General features: G+C 74.1%; 16 protein-coding genes. 4 read left to right on the plus strand and 12 right to left on the minus strand.

Annotated elements, in window-relative coordinates; translation table 11 throughout:
- Positions 1-614: 614 nt before the first annotated feature.
- The 4 genes from tyrS to KZX60_RS07700 form a co-directional block, all read right to left on the minus strand.
- Positions 615-1958: a tyrosine--tRNA ligase gene (tyrS, locus tag KZX60_RS07685; RefSeq protein ID WP_248117094.1), complete on the minus strand. Its 1344-nt coding sequence runs from the start codon at positions 1956-1958 to the stop codon at positions 615-617.
- Between the two features lie 77 nt (positions 1959-2035).
- Positions 2036-4324, minus strand: a complete 2289-nt coding sequence (locus KZX60_RS07690) for a UvrD-helicase domain-containing protein (RefSeq protein ID WP_248117096.1) — start codon at positions 4322-4324, stop codon at positions 2036-2038.
- 186 nt (positions 4325-4510) lie between these two features.
- Positions 4511-5971 carry an argininosuccinate lyase gene (argH, locus tag KZX60_RS07695; RefSeq protein ID WP_248117098.1) on the minus strand — a complete coding sequence of 487 codons (1461 nt, stop codon included), beginning with the start codon at positions 5969-5971 and terminating at the stop codon, positions 4511-4513.
- 16 nt (positions 5972-5987) lie between these two features.
- Complete coding sequence (locus tag KZX60_RS07700) at positions 5988-7229, minus strand: argininosuccinate synthase (RefSeq protein WP_248117101.1); 1242 nt, start codon at positions 7227-7229, stop codon at positions 5988-5990.
- 574 nt (positions 7230-7803) lie between these two features.
- Between KZX60_RS07700 and KZX60_RS07705 the strand changes: the two genes are divergently transcribed.
- Entirely contained in the window at positions 7804-8790 is a 987-nt protein-coding gene (locus KZX60_RS07705) for a transglycosylase family protein (protein ID WP_248117103.1), read from the plus strand.
- 135 nt (positions 8791-8925) lie between these two features.
- Here the strand turns inward: KZX60_RS07705 and argR are convergent, their stop codons facing one another.
- From argR to argC, 6 genes are all read right to left on the minus strand, one after another.
- On the minus strand, positions 8926-9414 hold the full coding sequence (gene argR, locus KZX60_RS07710) for an arginine repressor (protein WP_248117105.1): 489 nt from the start codon (positions 9412-9414) through the stop codon (positions 8926-8928).
- Complete coding sequence (argF, locus tag KZX60_RS07715) at positions 9414-10400, minus strand: ornithine carbamoyltransferase (protein WP_248117107.1); 987 nt, start codon at positions 10398-10400, stop codon at positions 9414-9416. The genes argR and argF overlap by 1 nt, the downstream gene beginning before the upstream one ends.
- A 73-nt stretch (positions 10401-10473) precedes the next feature.
- Positions 10474-11733 carry an acetylornithine transaminase gene (locus KZX60_RS07720; protein WP_248117109.1) on the minus strand — a complete coding sequence of 420 codons (1260 nt, stop codon included), beginning with the start codon at positions 11731-11733 and terminating at the stop codon, positions 10474-10476.
- Positions 11730-12701 (minus strand): acetylglutamate kinase, encoded by a 972-nt coding sequence (gene argB / locus KZX60_RS07725; protein ID WP_248117111.1) that lies wholly within the window; start codon positions 12699-12701, stop codon positions 11730-11732. Before argB ends, KZX60_RS07720 begins: the two co-directional genes overlap by 4 nt.
- 11 nt (positions 12702-12712) lie before the next feature.
- Positions 12713-13873, minus strand: a complete 1161-nt coding sequence (gene argJ, locus KZX60_RS07730) for a bifunctional glutamate N-acetyltransferase/amino-acid acetyltransferase ArgJ (RefSeq protein ID WP_248117113.1) — start codon at positions 13871-13873, stop codon at positions 12713-12715.
- Positions 13870-14910 (minus strand): N-acetyl-gamma-glutamyl-phosphate reductase, encoded by a 1041-nt coding sequence (argC, locus tag KZX60_RS07735; protein ID WP_248117115.1) that lies wholly within the window; start codon positions 14908-14910, stop codon positions 13870-13872. Before argC ends, argJ begins: the two co-directional genes overlap by 4 nt.
- A 62-nt stretch (positions 14911-14972) precedes the next feature.
- Between argC and KZX60_RS07740 the strand changes: the two genes are divergently transcribed.
- The 3 genes from KZX60_RS07740 to KZX60_RS07750 all read left to right on the plus strand — a co-directional run bounded on the left by KZX60_RS07740 (position 14973) and on the right by KZX60_RS07750 (position 21509).
- Positions 14973-15977, plus strand: a complete 1005-nt coding sequence (locus KZX60_RS07740) for a quinone oxidoreductase (protein ID WP_248117117.1) — start codon at positions 14973-14975, stop codon at positions 15975-15977.
- A 196-nt stretch (positions 15978-16173) separates the two neighbouring features.
- Positions 16174-20175: a Pls/PosA family non-ribosomal peptide synthetase gene (locus KZX60_RS07745; protein WP_248117119.1), complete on the plus strand. Its 4002-nt coding sequence runs from the start codon at positions 16174-16176 to the stop codon at positions 20173-20175.
- Positions 20172-21509 (plus strand): M1 family metallopeptidase, encoded by a 1338-nt coding sequence (locus KZX60_RS07750; RefSeq protein ID WP_248117121.1) that lies wholly within the window; start codon positions 20172-20174, stop codon positions 21507-21509. The genes KZX60_RS07745 and KZX60_RS07750 overlap by 4 nt, the downstream gene beginning before the upstream one ends.
- 28 nt (positions 21510-21537) lie before the next feature.
- Here the strand turns inward: KZX60_RS07750 and KZX60_RS07755 are convergent, their stop codons facing one another.
- Together KZX60_RS07755 and pheT are read right to left on the minus strand one after the other, a co-directional pair.
- Positions 21538-22191: a 4'-phosphopantetheinyl transferase superfamily protein gene (locus KZX60_RS07755; protein ID WP_248117123.1), complete on the minus strand. Its 654-nt coding sequence runs from the start codon at positions 22189-22191 to the stop codon at positions 21538-21540.
- 11 nt (positions 22192-22202) lie between these two features.
- The gene (gene pheT / locus KZX60_RS07760) at positions 22203-24779 is read right to left on the minus strand and encodes a phenylalanine--tRNA ligase subunit beta (protein WP_248117125.1); all 2577 of its coding nucleotides are present in this window, start codon (positions 24777-24779) and stop codon (positions 22203-22205) included.
- Positions 24780-24783 lie beyond the last annotated feature (4 nt).

The raw sequence follows: 24783 nt of genomic DNA on the forward strand, positions 1-24783 counted from the left end.
TGTTAAAACAATTGGCATCAACAAACTTGGCACACTATTGAGTTCTCAAACAACAGGCGCTTCCAGACTCACCATCCCGCCTCGCGGAACGTTTCGCTCTGGAGCAACTTCTCCATCTTAGACCATCCGATCAGACCCTGTCAACCCCGTTTCCGAAGTCTTCAGCAGCTGTTCACGTGATCCGGTTTCGCAACCTTACCACACGATCAGTTCCTGTCAACTCCGTCATCCGACGTCGTCACCCAGTGAAAATCCATGCAGAAGGCTACGAAAGCTTACCACACGATCACCAGCAGTCAAACCAGATCATCTCTTCAGGAATACCAGCATCCCCTCACAGGAACACTGCACACTGTGTGAGCACATCCGCCCTGGACCTGCCATTCTCGGCAAGAATCCGCGGATTCCATGTTCTTCACCCGGCCGTCCGATTCCTCGAACCGCGCCTCAGCACGAGATGGAACTCTACACACACCACGACCCCCACGCGAAATCGGGGTGCGATCGGCATGCGAGAGGCCCCGTCTTCCGCAGGATCCTGCGGAGGACGGGGCCTCGGGTCTCTGCCGGCGGGACGCTTGCGGCAGAGGCAGCGGCTGTGACGCCGCCCTCACTCACCGCGCGGTCAGATCCGCGCCGGCCATGTTCTTCTTGCCCCGTCGCACCAGGAGGTAGCGACCCGCGAGGGCGTCGGCCGCGCCGAACCTCTGCTCCGCGTCCGTCATCCGCACGTTGTTCACGGACGCGCCGCCCTCCTTGATGGTGCGCCGTGCCTCGGACGTCGAGGAGGCGAGGCCGGTGGAGACGAGCAGCTCGACCGCCGTCGCCGTGCCGGCCTCGCCCTGCCACTGCGCGGGATCCGCCTGGGGCAGCTCGGAGAGGACCGCGGCCAGCGTCTCCCCGTCCACGGTGGAGAGGTCCCCTCCCCCGAACACGGCCGCGGACGCGTCGATGACCTTCTGGGTCGCGTCCTCCCCGTGGGCCAGGGCGGTGACCTCCCACGCGAGCCGCTTCTGCGCCTCCCGGCGGAACGGCTCCTCGGACACCTTCCGCTCGTACTCCTCGATCTCGGCACGGGTGAGGAAGGTGAACACCTTCAGCCGGGAGACCACGTCGGCGTCTGCGGTGTTGAGCCAGAACTGATAGAACGCGTAGGGCGAGCACATCTCCGGGTTCAGCCACACGGCGTTCCCCTCGGACTTGCCGAACTTCGTGCCGTCCGCGTTCGTGATCAGCGGAGTGCCGAGGGCGTGCACGTGCGCACCCTCCACCTTGCGGATCAGCTCCGTGCCCGAGGTGAGGTTGCCCCACTGGTCCGAGCCTCCCGACTGCAGGCGCACCCCGTGGCGGCGGTACAGCTCGAGGAAGTCGTTGCCCTGGAGCACCTGGTAGGAGAACTCGGTGTAGGAGATCCCCTCCTCCGAGTGGAGGCGCTTGGCCACGATCTCCTTCTTGACCATGGTGCCCACGCGGAAGTTCTTGCCCACCTCGCGCAGGAAGTCGAGCGCGCTCAGCTGGGAGGTCCACTCGAGGTTGTTGACCATCGTGGCGGCGTTGTCCTCCTCGAAGGACAGGTAGGGCTCGATCTGCGCCCGCAGCGAGTCCACCCACGCGGCCACGGTCTCGCGCGTGTTCAGCACGCGCTCGGAGGTCTGCCGGGGATCGCCGATGAGGCCGGTGGCACCGCCGACCAGGGCGACGGGGCGGTGGCCGGCCAGCTGCAGGCGGCGCATGAGCAGCAGCTGGACCAGGTGGCCCAGGTGCAGGGACGCCGCCGTGGGGTCGAACCCGCAGTAGTACGAGATCGGCTCCCCGGCCAGCGCCTCCTCGAGGGCGGCCTCGTCTGTGGAGACGTGGACGAGCCCGCGCCAGCGCAGCTCCTGCCACACGTTCTCGAAGGAGGGATCGTTGGCCTGCTCCCGCAGGCGCTGGGCACGGTTCACGGTCGATTCAGCCACGCCGCCACCCTACCGACGTCCCACTCCCCCGCGGCGGCGACGCGCCGCCGTCGTGGGGGACCACGCCGACGCCGGCCTCAGCGGGGCACGGCGCTGAGGCCGGCGGGCAGCCGCGCCTCCTCCGCCGTGGAGACGATCGTCAGGGCCTGCGTGCACCGCGTCATGGCCACGTAGAGGTCGCCGACGACGCCGTGCGCGTCCTCCACGATCCGCTCGGGGGCCGCGAGGACCACGGTGTCGAACTCCAGTCCCTTGGTCTCGCGGGGGCTCACCACGACGACCTCCACCCCGGGCAGCGGCGCCCGGTCCACGCGCGCCGTTCCCCAGCGCTCCCGCAGGGCGGCCACCTGGGCGGGCACCTCGGCCTCGGGCACGATCACCGCGGTGAGTGCATCCGGGACCAGGTCGCGCTGGCGGGCGACGGCGTCGCCGACCAGCCCGGTGAGCGTGCCGCCCGGCTCCGCGACGAGCTCGGGGGCGTGGTCGCCCTCGCGCACCGCCTCGGGCTGCGAGACGGCGAGACCGGCCGCCTGTGCCACCTGCGCCGCCCAGCGCATCACCCGGGCCGGCGAGCGGTAGTTCACCGTCAGCTCCTCCAGCCGCCAGCGGTCCCCGAAGAACGGCGTGAGCGCCGCGTCCCACGAGCCGGCCGCGTCGAGCCGCGAGGACTGCGCGATGTCCCCCACCACCGTGAAGGACTTCATGGGGCAGCGGCGCGCGAGCAGCCGCCACTGCATCGGGGAGAGCTCCTGTGCCTCGTCCACCACCACGTGGCCGTACGTCCACGAGCGGTCGTGGGCGGCCTGGTCGGCCGTCGTCCTGCGGACGCCGCCGGGCTCGTTGGCCGCGGCGAGCTGCTCGGCGTCCACCACGCCGTCGATCCCCATGTCCTCGAGGCTCTGGTGCATGTTCTCCAGCGAGGCGCGCGCGTTGTCCACGTTGCGGCGGTGCTGCGCCTCGGACTCCCGGCCGGTCGGCGGGGCCTCCACGGCGCCGAGCAGCTCCGCGGCCTCGTCCAGGAGCGGCACGTCCGCCTCGGTCCACGGGGAGCCGGCGGGCCGCAGCAGCGCGGCGACGTCCTCGTCGGAGAGCCACGGGGCAGCCGCGCGCAGCAGGGGCTCGCGGGAGAGGAGGTCCCCGATGAGCCACTCCGGCGTCATCGGCATCCAGCACAGGTTGAGCGCCACCCGCACGTCGCGGGCGGTGCGCACGTCCTCCAGGAGGAGGTCCCGCTGCACGGGGGCGCCGGAGGATTTCTCCAGCTTCTTGCGCAGCTTCTCCGCGAGGTCCTTCACGAGGATCTTCACGAAGGTCGCGCGCGCCTCGTTGTGCGGCTTGCCCGTGGCACGGGCGCGTTCGCGAGCGCGCCGCACCATGGCCGGCTTGAGCTTGACCACCGTGCCGTCGATGTTCAGCCGGCGGGGCTCCACGAGGAGGCGCTGGCGCTGCGCGACGGCGTTCGCCACCACCTCTGCCATCTCGAGGCGGCCCTTCACCGCCGCGGCGGCCGCCCGCGGCTCCGGTCCGGCCTGGAACCCCGGCATGAGCGTGCCGAGCGAGGCCATCACGACGCCCGTCTCGCCGAGCGAGGGCAGCACCCGCTCGATGTACCGCATGAAGGCGGTCGAGGGACCCACCACGAGCACGCCGGAGCGGGCCAGCCGGTCGCGGTGCGTGTACAGAAGGTACGCGGCGCGGTGGAGGGCGACGGCGGTCTTGCCCGTGCCCGGCCCGCCCTGGACGACCAGCGCGCCCGAGACACCGGCGCGGATGATCTCGTCCTGCTCCGCCTGGATCGTGGCGACGATGTCCCCCATGCGGCCCGTGCGGCGCGCCGTGACGGCGGCCAGCAGGGCGCCCTGGGAGTCCGGGCTGATGTGGTCGTCGTCCGCGAGCAGGCCCGGGTCCAGGATCTCGTCGTCCAGGTCCCGCACCTCGCGGCCGCGCAGCATGAGGTGACGCCGGCGGCGCACGTGCTGGCGACGGGCCGCCGTCGCCTGGTAGAAGGCACCGGCCTCGGCGGCGCGCCAGTCCACGAGGAGCCGCTCCTGCTGGGGGTCGGTGAGGCCGATGCGCCCGATGTAGCGCTGCTCCGACACGCCGTCCTCGTCCGGGTCCAGGTCGAGGCGGCCGAACACGAGCCGCTCATCGACGGCGTAGAGCTGGGCGAGGCGGTCCTCGTAGAGCGTGGCGAAGGCGTCCCGCTCGGAGTGGTTCTGGAGCGATCCCTCGAGCCCGGTGCGGCGCACGCGGGCGAGCTGCTCCTCCTTCTCGACGCGCAGGGCGTCCAGCCGGGCGTAGCGCTCGGCCACCCGCCCCTGTTCGAGTTCGAGCTCCGTCTGGCGGGCGGACACGACGTCGGTCATCGCGGTGGTCCTTCACAGGGGCGGTCGGGGGTGGGCGGGCTCGGCGCGCCGCGCACCCGGTGGAAAAGTGACCACCCATGCTACAGCGACACAGATGAACGACAGATGGCCGCGCGGTGGACCTCCCCGCACGGCCATCCCCGTCCCATCCGGGCCTCGGCGCCCCCGCGAGGGCACCGGCGCGCCTCACCGCGCGTCGACCACCGAGCCCCGGCTGGCCGCGAACGCCCGGAGGGGCTCCAGGGCTGCGGCCAACGCCTCGATCTGCGCGGCGACGGCCGAGGGGGCCGTGCCGCCCTGCCCGCTGCGCGAGGCCAGGGAGCCCTCGGTGCTGAGCACCTCGCGCACCGCCGGCGTCAGGTGCGGGGAGATCCGCGCGTACTCCTCGTCGGGGAGGTCCCACAGCTCGACGCCGCGGGCCTCGGCCGCCTGGACGGCCTCCCCCGAGAGCTCGTGCGCCTCGCGGAAGGGCACGCCCTGACGGACGAGCCACTCGGCGACGTCCGTGGCGAGCGCGAAGCCCTGGGGGGCCAGCTCCGCCATCCGCTCGGTGCGGAAGGTCAGCGTCGCGATCATCCCGGAGACCGCGGGGAGCAGCAGCTCGAGGGTGTCCGCGGCGTCGAACACGGGCTCCTTGTCCTCCTGGAGGTCCCGGTTGTAGGCCAGGGGCATCGCCTTGAGCGTGGCCAGCAGGCCCGTGAGGTCGCCGATCAGACGTCCGGACTTGCCGCGCGCCAGCTCCGCCACGTCCGGATTCTTCTTCTGCGGCATGATCGAGGACCCCGTGGAGAAGGAGTCGTGCAGGGCCACGAACCCGGCCTCCTTCGTGGCCCAGAAGATGACCTCCTCGGAGATGCGCGAGAGGTCCACGCCGATCATGGCCGCCACCCAGGCGAACTCGGCGTAGACGTCGCGGGAGGCCGTGCCGTCGATGGAGTTCCACACGGCCGAGTCGAAGCCGAGCTCCGCGGCCACCGCGTTCGGGTCCAGGCCGAGGGAGGATCCGGCCAGGGCCCCCGAGCCGTACGGAGAGACCGCGGCGCGGGCGTCCCAGTCCGCGAGGCGCTGCAGGTCCCGGGCGAAGGCCCACGCGTGGGCCAGCAGGTGGTGGGACAGCAGCACCGGCTGGGCGTGCTGGAGGTGGGTGCGCCCCGGCATGGGCGCGTAGGGGTGGGCCTCGGCCTGGGCCAGGAGGGCGTCGATCGTGTCGAGGACCCCCCGCGCCACGATCCGGGCGTGGTCCCGGAGGAACATGCGCCCGAGCGTGGCCACCTGGTCGTTGCGCGAGCGGCCCGCGCGCAGGCGCCCGCCCAGCTCCGGCCCGGCGCGCTCGATGAGACCGCGTTCGAGGGAGCCGTGCACGTCCTCGTCCGAGGCCGAGGGCGCGTACGCGCCCGAGCGCACGTCCTCCTCCAGGCGGTCCAGTGCCGCGAGCATGTCCCCCAGCTGATCCGCCGTGAGCAGGCCGGCCGCGTGGAGGACGCGGGCGTGGGCCCGCGAGCCCGCGATGTCGTAGGGCGCGAGCCGCCAGTCGAAGTGCGTGGACTTGCTGAGCGCGGCGAGGGCCTCCGAGGGTCCCCCGGCGAAGCGGCCGCCCCACAGGGCGCCCTCATTCGTGCCGTGCCGCGGCGTGGACTGCTCCGTCACGTGTCTCCCCTCGCGATCAGTCGTTGCTCAGGCGGGCGACGTCGGCGAGGTCGGCGGTGCCGGCCAGGCGCTGCTCGCGCTCGGACGCGGTCTTGGCCGAGAGCCCGAAGATGTCGATGAAGCCGCGGGCCGAGGACTGGTCGAACGCGTCGCCCTCGTCGTAGGTGGCGAGGTTGAAGTCGTAGAGGCCCGTCTCGGAGCGGCGGCCCTGCACCGTGGCGCGGCCGCCGTGGAGCTCGAGGCGGATCTCGCCGTTCACGTGCTCCTGAGTCGCGTCGATGAAGGTGTCGAGGTTGCGCTTCAGGGGGGAGAACCACTGGCCGTCGTAGACCAGCTCGGTCCAGCGCTGCTCCGCCTGGCGCTTGAAGCGGGCCTGCTCGCGCTCGAGGGTGACGTGCTCGAGCTCGCGGTGGGCGGCGATCAGCGCCATCGCGCCCGGGGCCTCGTAGATCTCGCGGGACTTGATGCCCACGAGGCGGTCCTCCACGATGTCGATCCGGCCCACGCCCTGGGCGCCGGCGCGGCGATTGAGCTCCTCGACGATCTGCAGCGGCGAGAGCGCGCGGCCGTCGAGGGCGGTGGGGACGCCCTTCTCGAACGCGATCGTGACCACGTCCGGCGCCGGCGGGAAGGCGGGGTCGTCGGTGTAGTCGTAGACGTCCTTCGTGGGCCCGTTCCAGATGTCCTCGAGGAAGCCGGTCTCGACCGCGCGGCCCCAGACGTTCTGGTCGATCGAGAAGGGGTTCTTCTTCGTGGTGGCGATCGGCAGCCCGTTGCGCTCCGCGTAGTCGATCGCCTTGTCGCGGGTAAGCGCGAGGTCGCGCACGGGGGCGATGCACTTCAGGTCCGGGCCGAGGGTCTGGATGGACACCTCGAAGCGCACCTGGTCGTTGCCCTTGCCCGTGCAGCCGTGGGCCACGGTCGAGGCGCCGAACTGGCGGGCAGCCGCCACGAGGTGGCGGGAGATCACGGGGCGCGAGATCGCGGACACCAGCGGGTACGCGTCCATGTACAGGGCGTTCGCCTTCAAGGTGGGCATGCAGTACTGCTCCGCGAACTCGTCGCGCGCGTCCGCGACGTAGGCCTCCACCGCGCCGCAGTCGAGGGCGCGCTGGCGGATGGTCTCGAGGGACTCGCCGCCCTGGCCCACGTCCACGGCGACGGCGACGACCTCGGCACCCGTGGCCTCCGCGATCCAGCCGATGGCCACGGAGGTGTCCAGGCCTCCTGAGTAGGCAAGGATGATGCGTTCCTTCACGATGAACTCCTCTGTCTCCTGTGTGCTGCGTCCGGGGCGGGCGCGCGGGCCCGGTCGGCCCCGCACTGCTGATCGATCGTACCCAGTCTTTGCATAAATATTCAATGCGTCGCATACGGAACCCCCGCGGCGCAGGGATGACGTCTGCCACACATCGAGCGCGTCCGGACCCCTCGATGCACGGGGGGACATCCCCCGGGGGCACGCCCCCTCCACCGTTGTCCACACCCCTGGATGGACGGATCGCGCGGCAACGAGCCGCTTCATGCCGGATCGTCCAACCGGGATGGGCGATACGGAGCGGATCGTCCTCGCATACAGCCCTTCGGTCCCTCCCGGCCGCCGCCACGGGTGCCCGATTTGACGGGCCGCCCCCGAAGGGCGTTGACTCGGTCGTAGCCGATTCGTGATCTCACCGTTATCTGCCTGAGCGGATGACGCGATGATCTCGTGATCGAAACGCTTCGTCGGTCGCCCGCTGTGGGGTCGTCCCGAGCCGACGGAGTCTTTGACCCGACCAAGGAGTAGACGACCCCGGTGCGCCCCGGCCCGCCGAACAGCGAGGACTCGACACATGGACATCATGACTCTCTTCGCTTCTTCCGCCACCCGCTCCCGCCGTGCGACCGCGACCGTCGTCGCCGGCATGACCCTGGCCGGTGCTGCCGCTGTCGGCGGCGCCGTTCCCGCCCAGGCCGCCTCGGTGGCCACCTGGGACCGCCTGGCCCAGTGCGAGTCCGGCGGCGACTGGTCCATCAACACCGGCAACGGCTTCTACGGTGGCATCCAGTTCACCTACTCCTCCTGGCGCATGGTCGGTGGCTCGGGCTACCCGCACCAGGCCTCGAAGGCCGAGCAGATCAAGCGCGGCGAGATGCTCCTCGACATGCAGGGCTGGCGCGCCTGGCCCGCCTGCTCCAAGAAGCTGGGCCTGACCGCCTCCGATGCCGCGGGCACCCCGTCCGTTGCCGTCGAGCGCACCGCCACCGTGCAGCGTCAGGATGCCGCTGCCGCCGAGCGTGCCGCTGCTGAGCGCGCCGCCGCCGAGCGTGCCGCCGCCGAGCGTGCCGAGGCCCAGCGTGCCGCAGCCGCCGAGCGCGCCGAGGCCCAGCGTGCCGCAGCCGCCGAGCGCGCCGAGGCCCAGCGTGCCGCAGCCGCCGAGCGCGCCGAGGCCAAGCGTGCCGCTGCTGAGCGCGCCGAGGCCAAGAAGGCCGCTGCGGAGCGCGCCGAGGCCAAGCAGGCCACTGCTGAGCGCGCCGAGGCCAAGCAGGCCACTGCTGAGCGCGCCGAGGCCAAGCAGGCCGCTGCCGCGAAGTCCGCTCCGGTGAAGGCTGCGGCTCCCGCAGCCAAGGCCGCCCCCGCCGCCAAGGCTGCGAAGGCCGCTCCCGCCGTCAAGGCCGAGCAGACCGTCGTGGTCGCCAAGGGCGACACCCTGAACAAGCTGGCCGCCGAGCACGGTGTCGACGGTGGCTGGAAGGCCATCTACGAGGCCAACAAGGACCTCATCGAGGATCCGAACCTCATCTTCATCGGCCAGGAGTTCGTCCTCCCCCAGGCCTGATGAGCCTCGCGTGACCATCAGCGTCACGCACCACGAGAAGGCCCCCGCCGTCCGGTGGGGGCCTTCTTGCGTGTCCGGAGCGGTGGCGCCCACGCCGGCGGCCGGCAGGTGGACGCCCCGGGACGCCGGTCCCGGTCAGCCGGCGAGGCCCAGCAGCCGGGAGGCCACGACGGGTGCGTTCTCCGAGCAGGCCGTGATCAGCAGGATGGTGTCGTCGCCGGCGATCGTGCCGAGCACGTGCTCCACCCGGGCGTGGTCGATCACGCTGGCCAGGAACTGGGCGGCCCCCGGCGGGGTGCGCAGCACGACCAGGTTCTCGCTCGGCTCGGCGGAGATCAGCAGCTCGCGGGCCATGCTCGCCAGGCGGCCCTGCTGGGACTCCGAGCTGCGCGGCGGGACCGCGGACTCCTCGCCCTCGGCCGGCACCGCGTAGACCATCCCCGCGGCGCCGCGCACCCGGACGGCGCCCAGGTCCACGAGGTCGCGGGAGAGGGTGCCCTGGGTGACGGAGAGGCCGCGATCCCCCAGGGCAGCGGAGAGCTCGGCCTGCGAACGGACCTCGCGCGTGGCCAGCAGCTCGCGGATCGCGGCCTGCCGGGCGGTCTTGGTGGTCGGCACGGCCATCAGCGCGCCCCCTCCGCCGTCGCGCGCGGATCCTCCGCCAGCCCGGAGCGGTACAGGAGCCAGGCCATGAGGGCCTTCTGCGCGTGCAGGCGGTTCTCCGCCTCGTCGAAGACCACCGAGGCCGGGCCGTCAATGACGTCGGCGCTCACCTCGTAGCCGCGGTAGGCCGGCAGGCAGTGCAGGAAGATCGCGTCCTCGGCGGCCCGGGCCATCGCGGCCCCGTCCACCTGGTAGGCGCGGAAGAGGGTGTGCCGATCCTCCTTCTCGTCCTCCTGGCCCATGGAGATCCAGGTGTCCGTCACGACCACGTCGGCGCCGTCCAGGGCCTCGCCCGGATCCGAGGTGATGAGCACCGAGCCGCCGGTCTCGAGGGCACGCTCCCGAGCGGCCGCCACGACGTCGTCGGCGGGGAGGAAGCCGGCGGGGCCGGCGATCCGCACGTGCATGCCCGCCGTGACGCCGGCCAGGAGGTAGGAGTTGGCCATGTTGTTGGCCGCGTCCCCCAGGTACGCCAGGGTCAGGCCCGCGGTGCGGCCCTTGTGCTCCCGCACCGTGAGGAGGTCGGCGAGCAGCTGGCACGGGTGGTAGTCGTCGGAGAGCGCGTTGACCACGGGGACCCGGGAGTGGGCGGCCATCTCCTCGAGACCGGCCTGCGCGAACGTGCGCCACACGATGATCCCGACCATGCGCTCCAGGACCCGGGCCGTGTCCGCGACGGACTCCTTGTGGCCCAGCTGCGACTCCCCCGGGTTGACGATCAGCGGGCTGCCGCCGAGCTCCGCGATCCCGGCGGAGAAGGACACGCGGGTGCGCGTGGAGGTCTTGTCGAAGAAGACCACGCCGGTGCGGGGACCCGCCAGCGGGCGGTGCAGGAAGCGGTCCTCCTTCATCTCCAGGGCCAGGTCGAGGACCTCGGCCTGCTCCGCGGGGCTCAGGTCCGTGTCCACCAGGAAGTGGCGGGTCGGGGGGTGGGGGGCGGTGCTCATGGGGTCTCCTCCCGGAGGGGTGGGGCGGACGGGTGGGGCGGGCGGGCCCGCCAGGTCGGTGGCGCGAGGTCGCTCAGGCGGCGGCCACGAGGGCCGGCAGCGAGTCCGTGAAGCGGTCGAGGTCGGCCCGCCCGATGGTCAGGGGCGGGGCCAGGCGCAGGGTGGCGGGACCGGTGGCGTTGAGGATCCATCCGGCGTCGAGGCCGGCCCGCACGACGCCGGGGGCGAGCCCGCCCTCCGGGTCCGCGCCCGCCCTCTCGGCGAGGTCCACGCCGATCCACAGGCCGTAGGCGCGCACGGCGCTCACCTCCGGCAGCGCCGACAGGCGGGCGGCCAGGCGCACGCCCTCCGCGCGGACACGCTCCAGCAGCCCCTCGGCGCGGATCGTCTCGACGACGGCCAGGCCGGCCGCCGTTGCGAGTGGATTGCCGCCGAATGTGGTGCCGTGCTGGCCCGCGGTGAGCAGGCCGGAGGCGTGCTCGCCCACGCACACGAGCGCGCCGATCGGCACGCCGCCGCCCAGGCCCTTCGCAAGGGTGAACGCGTCCGGGAGGACGGGCACGTCCGAGCCGGTGACCTCCGGGCTCTGGAAGCCGAACCACGCCCCGGTGCGGCCCATGCCGGACTGCACCTCGTCGAGGATCATGAGGGCGCCGGCCTCACGGGTGGCCTCGCGCACCCCGGACAGGTAGCCGGCGGGCCAGCCGTGCACGCCTGCCTCGCCCTGCACGGGCTCCAGCAGCACGGCCGCCACGGTGGCCCCGTCCGCGTCCGGGGCGAGCGCGGCGCGCAGCGCGGGAAGATCCCCGCCCGGGACGTGCTCGACGCCGCCGGGCAGCGGCTCGAAGGGGGCGCGGTAGGCCTGCTTGTGGGTGAGGGCGAGGGCGCCCATGGTGCGGCCGTGGAAGGCCCGCTCGAGGGCGATCACCCGGGTGCGCCGCCCCGAGGGGTCCTCGCCGCCGTGGCGGCGGGCCAGCTTGAAGGCGGCCTCGTTGGCCTCGGTGCCGGAGTTGGCGAAGAAGACGGTGGAGCCCTCGGGTGCGCCGGCCGCCGCGAGCAGCTCCTCCGCGAGCCGGACCTGCGGCTCCGAGGTGAAGAGGTTGGAGACGTGCCCGAGCGTGCCGACCTGCTCGGTCACCGCGCGCACGATCGCCGGGTGGGCATGGCCGAGCGAGTTCACGGCGATCCCGGCCAGCAGGTCCGTGTACTCCTTCCCGTCCGCGTCCCACACGCGGCTGCCCTCCCCGCGCACCAGGACGCGCGAGGGGGGCCCGAACACGCCGGTCAGGGAGGCGCCGTAGCGCTGGAGCAGCTGGGACTGGGTGGTGCTCATGCGTCCTCCTGGCCCGGGGCCGGTGCGTCGTCGTCGGGGACCACCTGGGTGCCCACGCCCGCCGACGTGAACACCTCCAGCAGCATGGAGTGGGGCCGGCGGCCGTCCACCACGTGGGCGCGCTGCACGCCAGCCTCCACGGCGTCCAGGCACGCGGCCATCTTCGGGATCATGCCCGAGGCCAGGGAGGGCAGCAGTGCGCGCAGCTGGCCGGCGGTGAGGGAGCTGATGAGGGATCCGCGGTCGGGCCAGTCCGCATAGAGTCCCTCGACGTCCGTGAGGAGGACGAGCTTCGTGGCCCCCAGGGCGGCCGCGAGCGCGGCGGCGGCCGTGTCGGCGTTGACGTTGAGCACGTGGCCGGTGGGGTCGCCGTCCGGCCCGATCTCGGGGGCGACGGAGGAGACGACGGGGATGCGCCCGGCGTCGATCACGTCCCGGATGGCGGCGGGGTTCACCCCCGTCACCTCGCCCACCAGCCCGAGGTCCACCTCGACGCCGTCCACGACGGCCCCGGTCCGGCGGGCGCGGAACAGGCCGGCGTCCTCCCCCGAGGACCCCACCGCGTACGGCCCGTGCGAGTTGATCAGTCCCACGAGCTCGCGGCCGACCTGGCCGGTGAGGACCATGCGCACCACCTCCATGGCCTCCGGCGTGGTGACGCGCAGTCCGCCCCGGAACTCGGAGGAGATCCCGAGGCGGTCGAGCATCGCGTTGATCTGCGGACCGCCTCCGTGCACCACCACGGGGTGCACGCCCACGTGGTGCAGGAACACCACGTCCTCGGCGAACGCCGCCCGCAGCTCCTCCGAGACCATGGCGTTGCCGCCGGACTTGATGACCATGGTGGTGCCGGCGAAGCGGCGGATCCACGGGAGCGCCTCCACGAGGACCTCGGCCTTCGAGGCGGCCCGCTCGAGGCGGTCCGCCGTGGAGAGCACGGGCGGGGCGGCGGTGGGGTTCTCGCTCATGTCGGGTCTCCTCACGTGGAGTAGGCGGAGTTCTCGTGCACGTAGTCGTGGGTGAGGTCATTGGTCCACACGATGGCCTCCGCGGAGCCGGCGTGCAGGTCGATCTCCACGCGCACCTCCCGGGCGCCCAGGTCCACGAGGGAACGGTCCTCCCCCACGCCGGAGGCGCGGCACACCTGCACGCCGTTGAAGGAGACGTCCAGGGCGTCCGCGTCGAAGGGCGCGAGGGCCTCCGGCACGGTGCCGACGGCCGAGATGACGCGTCCCCAGTTCGGGTCCTGGCCGAACACGGCGGCCTTGAAGAGGTTGGACCGGGAGACCGCGCGGGCCACCGCCTCGGCGGCCGCCTCGGTGCTCGCTCCCACCACGCGGATCGCGATCTCGTGCGACGCGCCCTCGGCGTCGCCGATGAGCTGGCGGGCGAGGTCCGCGCACACCCCGCGCAGCAGCTCGGTGAACTCGCCCGGATCCGGCGCGGCGCCCGAGGCGCCGGAGGACAGCAGCACCACGGTGTCGTTCGTGGACATGCAGCCGTCGGAGTCGGCGCGGTCGAACGTGGTGCGCACGGCCTCCCGCAGCGCGGCGTCGAGCACGGCGGAGGGCAGCAGCGCATCCGTGGTGATGACGCACAGCATGGTCGCCAGTCCGGGCGCGAGCATGCCGGCGCCCTTGGCCATGCCGCCGATGACGTAGCCCTCGCCCGTCGCCAGCGCCTGCTTGGGCACGGTGTCCGTCGTCATGATCGCGACGGCGGCGTCCCCGCCGCCGTCGGCGGAGAGCGTGCCCGCCGCCGCAGAGACGCCCTCGAGCAGGAGCGGCATCGCGAGGCGCTCGCCGATCAGACCCGTGGAGCAGACCACGACGTCGGCGGGGTCCACGGACAGGGCCGCTGCCGTGTGCTCCACCGTGCGCCGGGCGTCCTCGAGGCCGGCCGCGCCCGTGGCCGCGTTCGCCCCGCCCGAGTTGAGCACGACGGCGGCGGCGCGCCCGTCCGCGAGCGCCGCGCGGGAGAGGCGCACGGGGGCGGCCGCCACGCGGTTCGTCGTGAACACGCCGGCGGCGGCGTGCTGCGGCCCGTCGTTCACGACGACGGCGACGTCCGGCCTCCCCGACGGCTTGAGCCCGGCCGTGACGCCGGACGCGCGGAACCCCTGTGCTGCGGTGACGCTCACGGCGCGACCCCCTGGTGCTCGAGCCCGGTCTGCTCCGGCAGTCCCAGGGCGATGTTCATGGACTGCACGGCGCCGCCGGCCGTGCCCTTGGTGAGGTTGTCGAGGGCGGCGGTGACGATCACGCGCCCGGCGCGCCCGTCCACGGCCAGCTGCAGCTGCACGTGGTTGGAGCCCAGCACGGCCTTGGTGGCCGGCCACTGCCCCTGGGGAAGCACGTGGACGAAGCGCTCGCCCGCGTAGGCGGCCTCCCACGCCGCGCGCACCGCGTCCGGCGCGACCCCGGGGCGCAGGCGCGCGGTCGCCGTCGCGAGGATGCCGCGGGGCATGGGGGCGAGGGTCGGCGTGAAGCTGATCTGCACGCGCTCCCCGGCCGCCTGGGACAGGCCCTGCTCGATCTCGGGGGTGTGCCGGTGCCCGCCGCCCACGCCGTAGGGGCTCATGCCTCCCATGACCTCGGAGCCGAGCAGGTGGGGCTTGGCGGCCTTGCCCGCGCCCGAGGTGCCGGACGCCGCCACGATCACGACGTCGGAGGTCTCGAGCAGGCCCGCCGCGAACCCGGGGGCCAGGGCCAGGATCGACGTCGTGGGGTAGCACCCGGGGACGGCGATGCGGCGGGCGCCGGTCAGCCTCTCGCGCTGGCCCGGCAGCTCGGGCAGGCCGTAGGGCCACGTGCCCGCGTGCTCAGATCCGTAGAAGGCCGCCCAGTCCTCGGCGGACTCGAGGCGGTGGTCCGCGCCGGCGTCGATGACGAGCGTGTCCGGGGAGCGCTCCGCGATCTGCGCGGCGAGCGCGCCCGAGGCGCCGTGGGGCAGGGCGAGGAGGACGACGTCGTGCCCGGCGAGTACGTCCGCGGTGGTCTCCTGCAGCATGCGGTCCGCGAGGGTGTGCAGATGCGGCTGGAGGGCGCCGAGGCGCTCCCCCGCGTTCGAGTGCGCCGTGATGGCGCCGATGCTGACCTCGGGGTGGGCCGCGAGCAGGCGCAGGGCCTCTCCCCCGGCATAGCCGCTGGCGCCGGAGACGGCGACGGTGTGAGTCATGGGCCCACCCTACCTGGTGTATGCGAGATACGGAATATGTATGCGATCGTACAGTGGACGGCATGAGCCTCGAGCACGCCTCCCCCGCCCACCCCTCCACCCACCACGCCGTCGTCGTCGCCTCCGCGGGCGGACCCGAGGCACTGGCGTGGACCGAGGTCCCCGTGCCGACGCCGGCCGCCGGGCAGGTCCTCGTGCGCACGGCGGCGGCGGGCCTGAACTTCATCGAGACGTACCAGCGCTCCGGCGTGTACGCCGTGGACGTCCCCTTCACCCCCGGCACCGAGGGTGCGGGCGAGGTCGTGGCCGTGGGCGACGGCGTCGACGGCTCCCTCGTGGGGCGCCGCGTGGCGACGGCCGCCGGGCACGCCACGTACGCCGAGCACTTCACAGCCCCCGCCGACCAGCTCCTCGACGTGCCGGACGCCATGGACCTGGCCGACGTGGCGGCCCTGCCCCTGCAGGGCATGACGGCGCACTACCTGTGCCGCTCGACGTTCGAGGTGTCCGAGGGGCAGACGGTGGCGCTCACCGCCGGCGCGGGCGGCGTGGGCCTGCTCCTGACCCAGCTGGCGTCGGCCCGCGGGGCGCGCGTGATCGCCGCCGCCTCCACCGAGGAGAAGCGCGAGCTCTCGCGGGCCGCCGGGGCACACGCCGCCGTCGGCTATGCGGAGCTGAGGGACGCGGTCCTCGAGGCCACCGGCGGAGAGGGGGCGCACGTCGTCTACGACGGCGTCGGCCGGGACACCTTCGAGGCCTCGCTGACGATGCTGCGCGTGCGCGGCCTGCTGGTGCTCTTCGGGGGCGCCTCCGGCCAGGTCCCCCCGTTCGACCTGCAGCGCCTGAACTCCGGCGGCTCGCTCTACGTGACCCGGCCGTCCCTGGCGGCCTACACACGCACCGCCGAGGAGACCCGGCAGCGCGGCGCAGAGCTCTTCTCCGCGTGGACTCAGGGCTCCCTCGACGTGCGGATCGGCGCCCGCATCCCGCTCTCCGACGCCGGACGCGCGCACCAGCTGCTCGAGTCCCGCGCGACGACCGGCAAGGTGCTCCTGACGCTGCCGTGACCCCGCCGTGACGGTGTCACGACGTCCTCGCGGGGCGGCGCGGAAGAGCCTCCGCCGCCGCCCGGGGAGGGAGGACACCGCGCACGAGTCGTCAGGTTAACAACAGGTGAACTACACTGGGCTGGTTCGGCGGCCCGTCGTGAATCTCCCGACGCCGCGCCGCCCACCCATCGACTGACCCTTCATCGGAGGTCCCATGACCGAGCCGACCGCCCGCGTCCACCCGCCCCAGCTCCCCGGATCCGACCGCACCCCGCCCCCACGGACCCTCCTCGACCTCTTCGAGGCCACGGTGCGTGAGCATCCCGACTCCCCCGCCCTCGACGACGGCCGCGAGCAGCTGACCTACGCAGAGCTGCACGAGCGCGTGCTGGAGTCCTCCCGCTTCCTCGCGGAGCGCGGCGTGCGGCCCGGGGACCGGATCGGCGTGCGGATCGCGTCCGGCACCGTCGGCCTCTACGTCTCCATCCTCGCCGTGCTGGCCGCCGGCGCCGCCTATGTCCCCGTGGACGCGGACGACCCGGAGGAGCGCGCCCGCCTCGTGTTCGGCGAGGCCCGCGTGGCCGGGATCCTCACGGACGAGCGCGTGCTGAGCGCCTCCCGCGAGCCCGCCGCCGACGTCGGGACGGGCGAGCCCGTGCGCCCGGGCCTGGGCGACGACGCGTGGATCATCTTCACCTCCGGCTCCACGGGCACCCCGAAGGGCGTGGCCGTCTCGCACCGCTCCGCCGCCGCGTTCGTGGACGCTGAGGCGCGGATCTTCCTCCACCAGGACCCGCTCGGCCCCGGCGACCGCGTGCTGGCGGGGCTCTCCGTGGCCTTCGACGCCTCCTGCGAGGAGATGTGGCTGGCCTGGCGCCACGGCGCATGCCTCGTGCCGGCCCCCCGCGCCCTCGTGCGCTCGGGCATGGACCTCGGCCCGTGGCTGGCCGAGCGCCGGATCACCGCCGTCTCCACGGTGCCCACCCTCGCCGCGATGTGGCCGACCGAGGCCATGGACAACGTGCGTCTGCTCATCTTCGGCGGCGAGGCCTGCCCGCCGGAGCTCGCCGCGCGCCTGGCGGTGGAGGGCCGCGAGGTGTGGAACACCTACGGCCCCACCGAGGCGACCGTGGTGGCCAGCGCTGCCCCGCTCACGGGTGAGGGGCCCGTGCGCATCGGCCTGCCGCTGGACGGCTGGGACCTCGCCGTCGTCGATCCCGCCACGGGGGTCCCCGTGGCCGCGGGCGAGACGGGCGAGCTGATCATCGGCGGCGTGGGGCTGGCCCGCTACCTGGATCCCGCGAAGGACGCCGAGAAGTACGCTCCCCTGCCCTCGCTGGGCTGGGAGCGCGCCTACCGCTCGGGCGACCTCGTGGTCTTCGACCCCGCGGGCCTGCTGTTCGTGGGCCGCGCCGACGACCAGGTGAAGCTCGGCGGCCGTCGCATCGAGCTCGGCGAGGTCGACGCCGCCCTCCAGGCACTGCCCGGGGTGCACGGCGGCGCGGCCGCGGTGCGCTCCACCCCCGCCGGGCACCAGATCCTGGTGGGCTACCTCAAGCCCGGCGGTCCGCTCGAGGACTTCGACCTCGCGGACGCCCGCGAGCGCCTCACCGAGGAGCTGCCGGCCGCCCTCGTCCCGCGCCTCGCCCTCGTGGAGTCCCTGCCCACCAAGACCTCCGGCAAGGTGGACCGCCACGCCCTGCCCTGGCCCCTGCCGGGCGCCGAGGCCGCGGACGAGGACGCCCCCGAGATCGACGAGTCCACCCCAGCGGGCTGGGTCCTGCGGCAGTGGGCGGACATCCTCGGCCAGGCCCCCGCCGGGCCGAAGACCGACTTCTTCGCCGCCGGCGGCGGCTCCCTCGCCGCGGCGCAGCTCGTGGCACGACTGCGCCAGCGCCACCCCGCGGTCACGGTGCAGGACGTGTACCGCCACTCCAAGGCCGGCGCGCTCGTCGCCGCCGTCGTGGGTGAGGAGGGCGACGCCCCGGGCATCGAGGTGCACGACCGCCACGTGGCCCGCACCCGGCACCGCACGCAGTGGGCGCAGACCCTCGTGGGCCTGCCCGTGTTCGTGCTGCCCGCGCTCCGCCTGGGCGTGTGGACGGGCCTCGTGCTCAACGTCCTCGCCCTGACCGGCCTGGCCCCCGGGCTGCCGACCGTGTCGTGGTGGGTGCTCGGCGTGGCGGCCCTGCTCGTCGTCACCGCGCCGGGTCGCATGCTCATCGCCGGCCTCGCGGCGCGGCTGCTGCTGCGCGGCGTGGAGCCCGGCTCCTATCCGCGCGGCGGCCGCGTCCACCTGCGCCTGTGGCTGGCCCAGCACGTCACGGACCTCGTGGACCCGTACTCGCTCGCCGGCGCCGCGTGGGTCCCGGCCTACGCCCGCCTGCTCGGCGCGAAGATCGGCCCGGACGTGGACCTGCACTCGGTGCCCCCCGTGACCGGCCTGCTCGAGATCGGCGAGGGCGCGTCCATCGAGCCGGAGGTCGACCTCTCGGGCTACTGGGTGGACGGCGACGTCGTCCGGATCGGCCGGATGCACGTGGGCGCCGGCGCCGTGGTCGGCGCCCGCACGACGCTGATGCCGGGGGCCCGCGTGGGCGCCGGCGCGCACGTGGAGGCCGGCTCGACCGTGGCCGGCCGCCTGCGCGGCGGCCAGCGCCACGCCGGATCGCCCGCCGCCAAGGTGGGCAAGGTCAAGGCGGACGGGCCCAACGTGGCGCCGCCCCGGGCCACGGGCTGGCGCATCGCCTCCACCGTGGGCTCCACCGTGCTGGCCCTGCTGCCGCTCGTGGCGGCCGCCGCCGCGCTCGCCGTGGGCGCGTGGTCCCTGGCGTGGTGGCCGGAGTCAGCCGCCGCGGCCACCCCGCTGGCCGCCGTCGGGCAGACCGCCCTGCGCCTGCTGGCCGCCTCGCCGCTCATGGCGGCGGTGTGGTTCGGCACGCAGATGCTGCTGGTCCTGATGACCGTGCGCGTGCTCTCCGTGGGCATCACGGAGGGCCACCACCCCGTCCGCTCGCGGGTGGGCTGGCAGATCTGGGCCACCGAGCGTGTCCTCGACGCCGCGCGAGACCAGCTCTTCCCCCTCTACGCCTCGCGCTTCACGCCCGTGTGGCTGCGCTGGCTCGGCGCGGAGATCGGCCGCGACGTGGAGGCCTCCACCGTGGTCCTGCTGCCGAAGTTCACCCGCGTGGGCGACGGCGCGTTCCTCGCCGACGACACCATGGTCTCCTCCTACACCCTGCAGGGCGGATGGATGCACGTGGGCCCGGCGAAGGTGGGCAAGCGCTCCTTCGTGGGCAACTCTGGCATGGTCCCGGGCGGGCGCACCCTGCGCCGGGACTCCCTCGTGGCCGTGCTCTCCACGACGCCGGCCAAGACGAAGGCCGGCTCCTCCTGGATGGGCTCTCCACCCGTGCGCCTGCGCCGCACCGAGGTCGCTGCGGACGCGGCCCTGACCTACGACCCGCCGGCCCGGCTCAAGGCCGCGCGCACCGCGTGGGAGCTGCTGCGCGCCATCCCCGTGTGGCTCCACGTCGCCCTCACCATCGCCGTCGGTGCGGCACTCGCCGCGCTGGCCGCCGTCGGGGGCTGGCTCCTGGCCGCCGTGCTGGGCGGGGTCGTGCTGCTGGCCGCGGGCGCGGTGGCGGCCGGCATCACCGTGCTGGCGAAGAAGCTGTTCGTGGGGCGCATCCGCACCTCGGAGCACCCGCTGTGGTCCTCGTTCATCTGGCGCAACGAAGTGGCCGACACGTTCACCGAGTTCCTCGCCGCCCCGTGGTTCGCCCGTGCCGCCGCCGGCACCCCCGCACTCGTGTGGTTCCTGCGGGCGATGGGCGCGCGGATCGGGCACGGCGCGTGGGTCGAGTCCTACTGGCTGCCCGAGGCCGACCTCGTCACCCTCGGCGACGGGGCCACCGTGAACCGCGGATGCGTGGTGCAGACGCACCTCTTCCACGACCGCGTCATGGCCCTCGACGAGGTCACCCTGGGCGACGGCGCCACGCTGGGCCCCAACTCCGTGGTCCTGCCCGCGGCGCGCCTGGGCGCGGGCACCACCGTCGGCGCCGGCTCGCTCGTCATGCGCGGCGAGGACCTGCCCGCCGGCACCTGGTGGCTCGGCAACCCCGTCGCGCCGTGGCGCATGCCGGACGGACCGGTCGCCCTCGTCGAGCACGGAAGCACCGCCGCCCCCGCCACCACCGCAGAGGAATCATGAGCACGGACCCCTACATCCCCGGAGTCGGCACGGACGTGGCGACCATCGAGCACATCGACCTGACGCTCGACGTCCGGCTGGCCGCCAACCGCGTGGCCGGCGTGGCCGTGCTGCGCGTGCGGCTGCGGCGCCAGACCTCGAGCGTCGAGCTGGACCTGCACCGCCTCGCGGCGCAGTCCGTGACCGGAACGGTGGACGGGCGCACGCTGAAGGTCCGGCACTCCCAGCCGCGCCGCACGCCGCACCGCCTCGTGGTGCAGCTGGGCGAGAGCCTCCCCGAGGGCGCCCTCGTGGAGCTGACGGTGACGTACGCGGGCACCCCCGCGCCGCGCCGCAGCCCGTGGGGCACCATCGGCTGGGAGGAGCTCACCGACGGCGTCCTGGTGGCCGGGCAGCCGCACGGCGCGTCCACGTGGCTGCCGTGCATCGACTCCCCCGCGGTCCGCTCGACGGCACAGATCACCCTGACCTGCGACGCCGGCTACCTCCCCGTGGCCAACGGGACCGGCCGGCCCGTGCGCACCCGCGGCTCCCGCGTGACGTGGCAGTGGCGCATGGACCGGCCCGTTCCCGCGTACCTGCTCACCGTGCAGATCGGGCGGTACCGCCGCGTGGACGCACCGACGGCCGAGGGCGTCCCGCCACTGCGCCTCGTGGTCTCGACGCGGACCGAGCAGCGGGCCCGCGCCGCGCTGGCGCCCCAGGCGCGGATGATGTCCGCGTTCGTGGACGCCTACGGCGCCTACCCGTTCGAGGAGTACACCGCCGTCGTGGCGGACGAGGTCCTCGAGATCCCGCTCGAGGCGGCCGGCATGTCCCTGTTCGGCACCAACCACCTGGACGGCTCGTGGGAGTCGGAGCGGCTGATCGCCCACGAGATGTCCCACCAGTGGTTCGGCAACGCCGTGACGCTGGGCCGCTGGTCGGACCTGTGGCTGCACGAGGGCTTCGCGTGCTACTCGGAGTGGCTGTGGGCCGAGGCGTCGGGCCGTTCCAGCATCGCCTCGATGGCCCGCCGCGCGTGGCACCGGCTGCGCGAGGAGCCGGAGGACCTCGTGCTCGTGGACCCCGGGCCGCGGGACATGTTCGACGACCGCGTGTACAAGCGCGGCGCCCTCACCGTGTTCGCGCTGCGCGAGCTCCTCGGCCCGCGCGCCTTCCGCGACATGGTCCGGGCCTGGGTGGCGCAGCACCGCTTCGGCACGGTGGACACCGCCGCGCTGCGCGACCACGTCCACGCGTGGGCCGAGGCGGAGCGCGTGGAGGGATCGGACGTCGACGCGCTGTTCGAGGCGTGGACCGCGAGGGCGCCGCTGCCGGCGTTCCCGGACTGACGCCGGCGGCGGTTGCGCCCGCGCGCGGTCATCGTCCGCGTCGCACCCGGAAGGCCAGCGCCCCGACGGCGCCGGGGACGACCGTGTCGTCGAGGTCGACCACGCGCATGCCCGCGGGAGGCCGCAGGGCGGGGACGTCGGTCGGATCACCGGTGAAGCCCGTCCCGGCGGCCTTCACGACAGCCTCCTTGCGGGTCCACAGCACCGCGCGGGCGGCCGGGCGGGCGACCTCGTCGTGATCCGCGAGCCAGCCGCGCTCCCGAGGCGAGAAGGCGACGTCCCCGAGCGCGGCGTCCGTCGTGAAGGCCGGCGCGTCCCCCCGCTCCAGGTCCAGCCCGAGGCCGGCCCCCCGCCCCGCCCCGGCCCACCACGCGCCGAGCCGGACGCGCATGCCCGGCGCCCCGGGCACCGCCACGTGCGTGAACGAGACGAGCGCGCAGCGGCCGGTCGGCAGACCCGTGAGGGAGGGCGCCCCGTGGTCCGTCCCCCCGCAGGCCGGGCACGCGTGCCCCAGCCCCAGCGGGCCCACCGGCTCCCCCCACACGTCGGCGAGCGCCGACGCGATCTCCTCCAGGAGGGCGGCGGAGGCGGCGACGGCCGCCCCCGCGGGTGCGGAGACGGCCGTCGTCAGACCCCAGCGGCCCGGAAGGCCACCCGGGGCGGGAGCGTGGCGCGCGCCCACGGGAGGACCGTTCAGCGCTGCACCGCGCCGTGGCGCCGGGCCGCGAGCTCGGTGGCCGCGGCGCGGGCCTCGGAGGCCTCGTCCGCGGTGAGCGTGCGGTCCGGGGCCCGGAAGCGCAGGGAGAACGCCAGCGACTTCGTGCCCTCGGGCACCCCCGGCCCCTCGTACACGTCGAACAGCGCGACGTCCTCGAGCAGCTCGCCCGCCCCCTCGGCGAGGGTCGCGCGCACGTCCCCGGCCACCACGGCGGCGTCGACGACGAGGGCGACGTCCTGCGTGCTGAGCGGGTACGTGGAGATGGCCTCGGCGACGACGGCCTCGGGCGCCGCCGCGGACAGCGCGTCCAGGTCCAGCTCCCACGCGCTCAGGCGCGCGGGCAGGTCCTCCGCCTCGAGCCACTGGGGGTGGAGCTCGCCGGCCACGCCGACGACGGCCTCGCCGTCCGCGACGGCCACGACGAGCTCGGCGGCGCGCCCGGGGTGGAATGCGTGGTGCGCGCCCTGCCGGACCGTGAGCTCGACCCCGAGCAGGTCCGCGACGTCCAGCGCGGCGGACACGGCGTCCTGCCAGTCCACGGCGCGCCCGGCGGCGCCGGGGCCCACGGGGGCCTCGTGCCCGACGAGGACACCGCCCACGTGCCACGGCTGCGCGGGCACGCCGGAGGTCAGTCCCTCGAGCACCGCGGCGGAGGGGTGCACGCCGCGCGGCGGCACCTCGGGCGAGCCGAGCGCGCCCGAGGGCAGGAACACGCGGCCCACCTCGGCCAGCGCGAGGTCACGGAAGCCGCGGCCCAGGTTGCGGCGCGCGGTCTCCACGAGGCCCGGCAGCAGCGAGGTGCGCAGGAACCGGAACTGGGAGGAGATCGGGTTGGCGAGCGAGACCGTCTCGAGCGCGTCGGCGGCCGCATCCGTCGCGGCGCCGAACCGGCGGTTCTGCTCCTCGGAGACGAACGGGTACGTCAGGACCTCGGTGTGCCCGCCGGCCGCGAGCGCGGCGGCGACGCGGCGGCGCTGGGCCTGGGCGCGCGTGAAGCCGCGGCCCGGGGGCGCGACCGGGACCACGGAGGGGATCTGGTCGTAGCCGCGCAGGCGCGCGACCTCCTCGACCAGGTCCTCGGGGATCTGCAGGTCCGTGCGCCAGGACGGAGCGGTGACGCGCAGCAGCGGCGCACCGCCGTCGCCGGTCTCGCCGACCTCCACCTCGGCGCCGAGGGAGCGCAGGGTCTCCACGACCTCGTCCGCGGTGTACTCCACGCCCACGCGGGCAGTCGGGTAGTCCGCCGCCATCTCGACGACGGCGGGGGCCGGGCGCTCGCCGACGTCCGTGACGCCCTCGGCGGCCACGCCGCCGGCCAGCTCGACGAGCAGCTGCACGGCGCGCTCGGCGGCCTCGTCCGCGACCTCCCAGTCCACGCCGCGCTCGTTGCGCTTCGAGGCCTCGGAGGGCAGGCGGTGGCGGCGGCGGGTGCGGGCGATGGAGACCGGATCGAAGTTGGCCGACTCGATCACGACGGCCGTGGTGGCGTCCGAGACCTCGGTGCGCTCCCCGCCCATGACGCCTGCCAGGCCCACGGCGCCGGCCTCGTCCGCGATGACCAGGTCCTCGGCGTCGAGGGTGCGCTCCTTGCCGTCGAGCGTGGTGAGGGTCTCCCCCGGGGCCGCCCGGCGCACGGTGATGCCGCCCTGGAGCTTGTCCGCGTCGTAGAAGTGCAGCGGCTGGCCCAGCTCCCACATGACGTAGTTGGAGATGTCCACCGGCAGGGAGATGGAGCGGATCCCGGCCAGGCGCAGCCGTGAGGCCAGCCACGGCGGCGTCGGACGGGAGGCGTCCACGCCGGTCACGGTGCGGGCCACGAAGCGCGTGCAGCCCGGGTTCCCGTAGATGGGCGCGTCGTCGTCGAGCGTGACGGGCACGCCGGCGTCGTCGGCCGCGGGCGGGGTGACGGCCTCCGCCGGGTCCGTGAACGGCCTGCCCGTGGCGTGCGCGTACTCGCGGGCCACACCGCGCATCGAGAACACGTAGCCACGGTCCGGCGTCACGTTGATCTCGGCGGCCTCGTCCCGCAGGTCCAGGACGTCGCGCACGTCGGCGCCGAGCTCCGGGTCCAGGCCGAGGGTGGAGAGCACCAGGATGCCCTCGTGGTCCTCGCCCAGGCCGAGCTCGCGGACGGAGGCCATCATGCCGGCCGAGACGTGGCCGTAGGTCTGGCGGGGGCTGATGCGGAAGTCGCCGGGCAGGACGGCGCCGGGCAGGCACACGGCCACCTTGTCCCCGACCTCGAAGTTCTGCGCGCCGCACACGATGCCCTGCACGCCGGAGGGGTCGACGCCCTCGCCCGTGAGGGTCTGCTCGGCGCCGTCGGGCACCACGCGGACGGAGCACCAGTTGATGATCTTGCCGTTCTTCTGGGGCTCGGGCTCCTTGGTGAGCACCTGGCCCACCACGATGGGGCCCTCGAGCTCGGCGGCGGGACGGTGGACGTCCTCCTCCTCGAGGCCGACGCGGACGAGGTCCGCCATGACGTCCTCCGCGCGGTGGTCGGCGGGGACGGGGACGAACTCCCGGAGCCAGTTCAGGGGGATGCGCATTGGA

The organism is Micrococcus sp. EYE_212 (assembly GCF_023147585.1).
In the GTDB taxonomy this organism is placed as follows: domain Bacteria; phylum Actinomycetota; class Actinomycetes; order Actinomycetales; family Micrococcaceae; genus Micrococcus.

Excerpts from the sequence above, each read along its gene's own strand:
- KZX60_RS07690 (WP_248117096.1), bottom strand. The coding sequence starts at position 4,324 with ATGACCGACGTCGTGTCCGCCCGCCAGACGGAGCTCGAACTCGAACAG.
- KZX60_RS07705 (WP_248117103.1), top strand. The coding sequence starts at position 7,804 with ATGGACATCATGACTCTCTTCGCTTCTTCCGCCACCCGCTCCCGCCGT.
- argR (WP_248117105.1), bottom strand. The coding sequence starts at position 9,414 with ATGGCCGTGCCGACCACCAAGACCGCCCGGCAGGCCGCGATCCGCGAG.
- argF (WP_248117107.1), bottom strand. The coding sequence starts at position 10,400 with ATGAGCACCGCCCCCCACCCCCCGACCCGCCACTTCCTGGTGGACACG.
- KZX60_RS07720 (WP_248117109.1), bottom strand. The coding sequence starts at position 11,733 with ATGAGCACCACCCAGTCCCAGCTGCTCCAGCGCTACGGCGCCTCCCTG.
- argB (WP_248117111.1), bottom strand. The coding sequence starts at position 12,701 with ATGAGCGAGAACCCCACCGCCGCCCCGCCCGTGCTCTCCACGGCGGAC.
- argC (WP_248117115.1), bottom strand. The coding sequence starts at position 14,910 with ATGACTCACACCGTCGCCGTCTCCGGCGCCAGCGGCTATGCCGGGGGA.
- KZX60_RS07740 (WP_248117117.1), top strand. The coding sequence starts at position 14,973 with ATGAGCCTCGAGCACGCCTCCCCCGCCCACCCCTCCACCCACCACGCC.
- KZX60_RS07745 (WP_248117119.1), top strand. The coding sequence starts at position 16,174 with ATGACCGAGCCGACCGCCCGCGTCCACCCGCCCCAGCTCCCCGGATCC.
- KZX60_RS07750 (WP_248117121.1), top strand. The coding sequence starts at position 20,172 with ATGAGCACGGACCCCTACATCCCCGGAGTCGGCACGGACGTGGCGACC.
- pheT (WP_248117125.1), bottom strand. The coding sequence starts at position 24,779 with ATGCGCATCCCCCTGAACTGGCTCCGGGAGTTCGTCCCCGTCCCCGCC.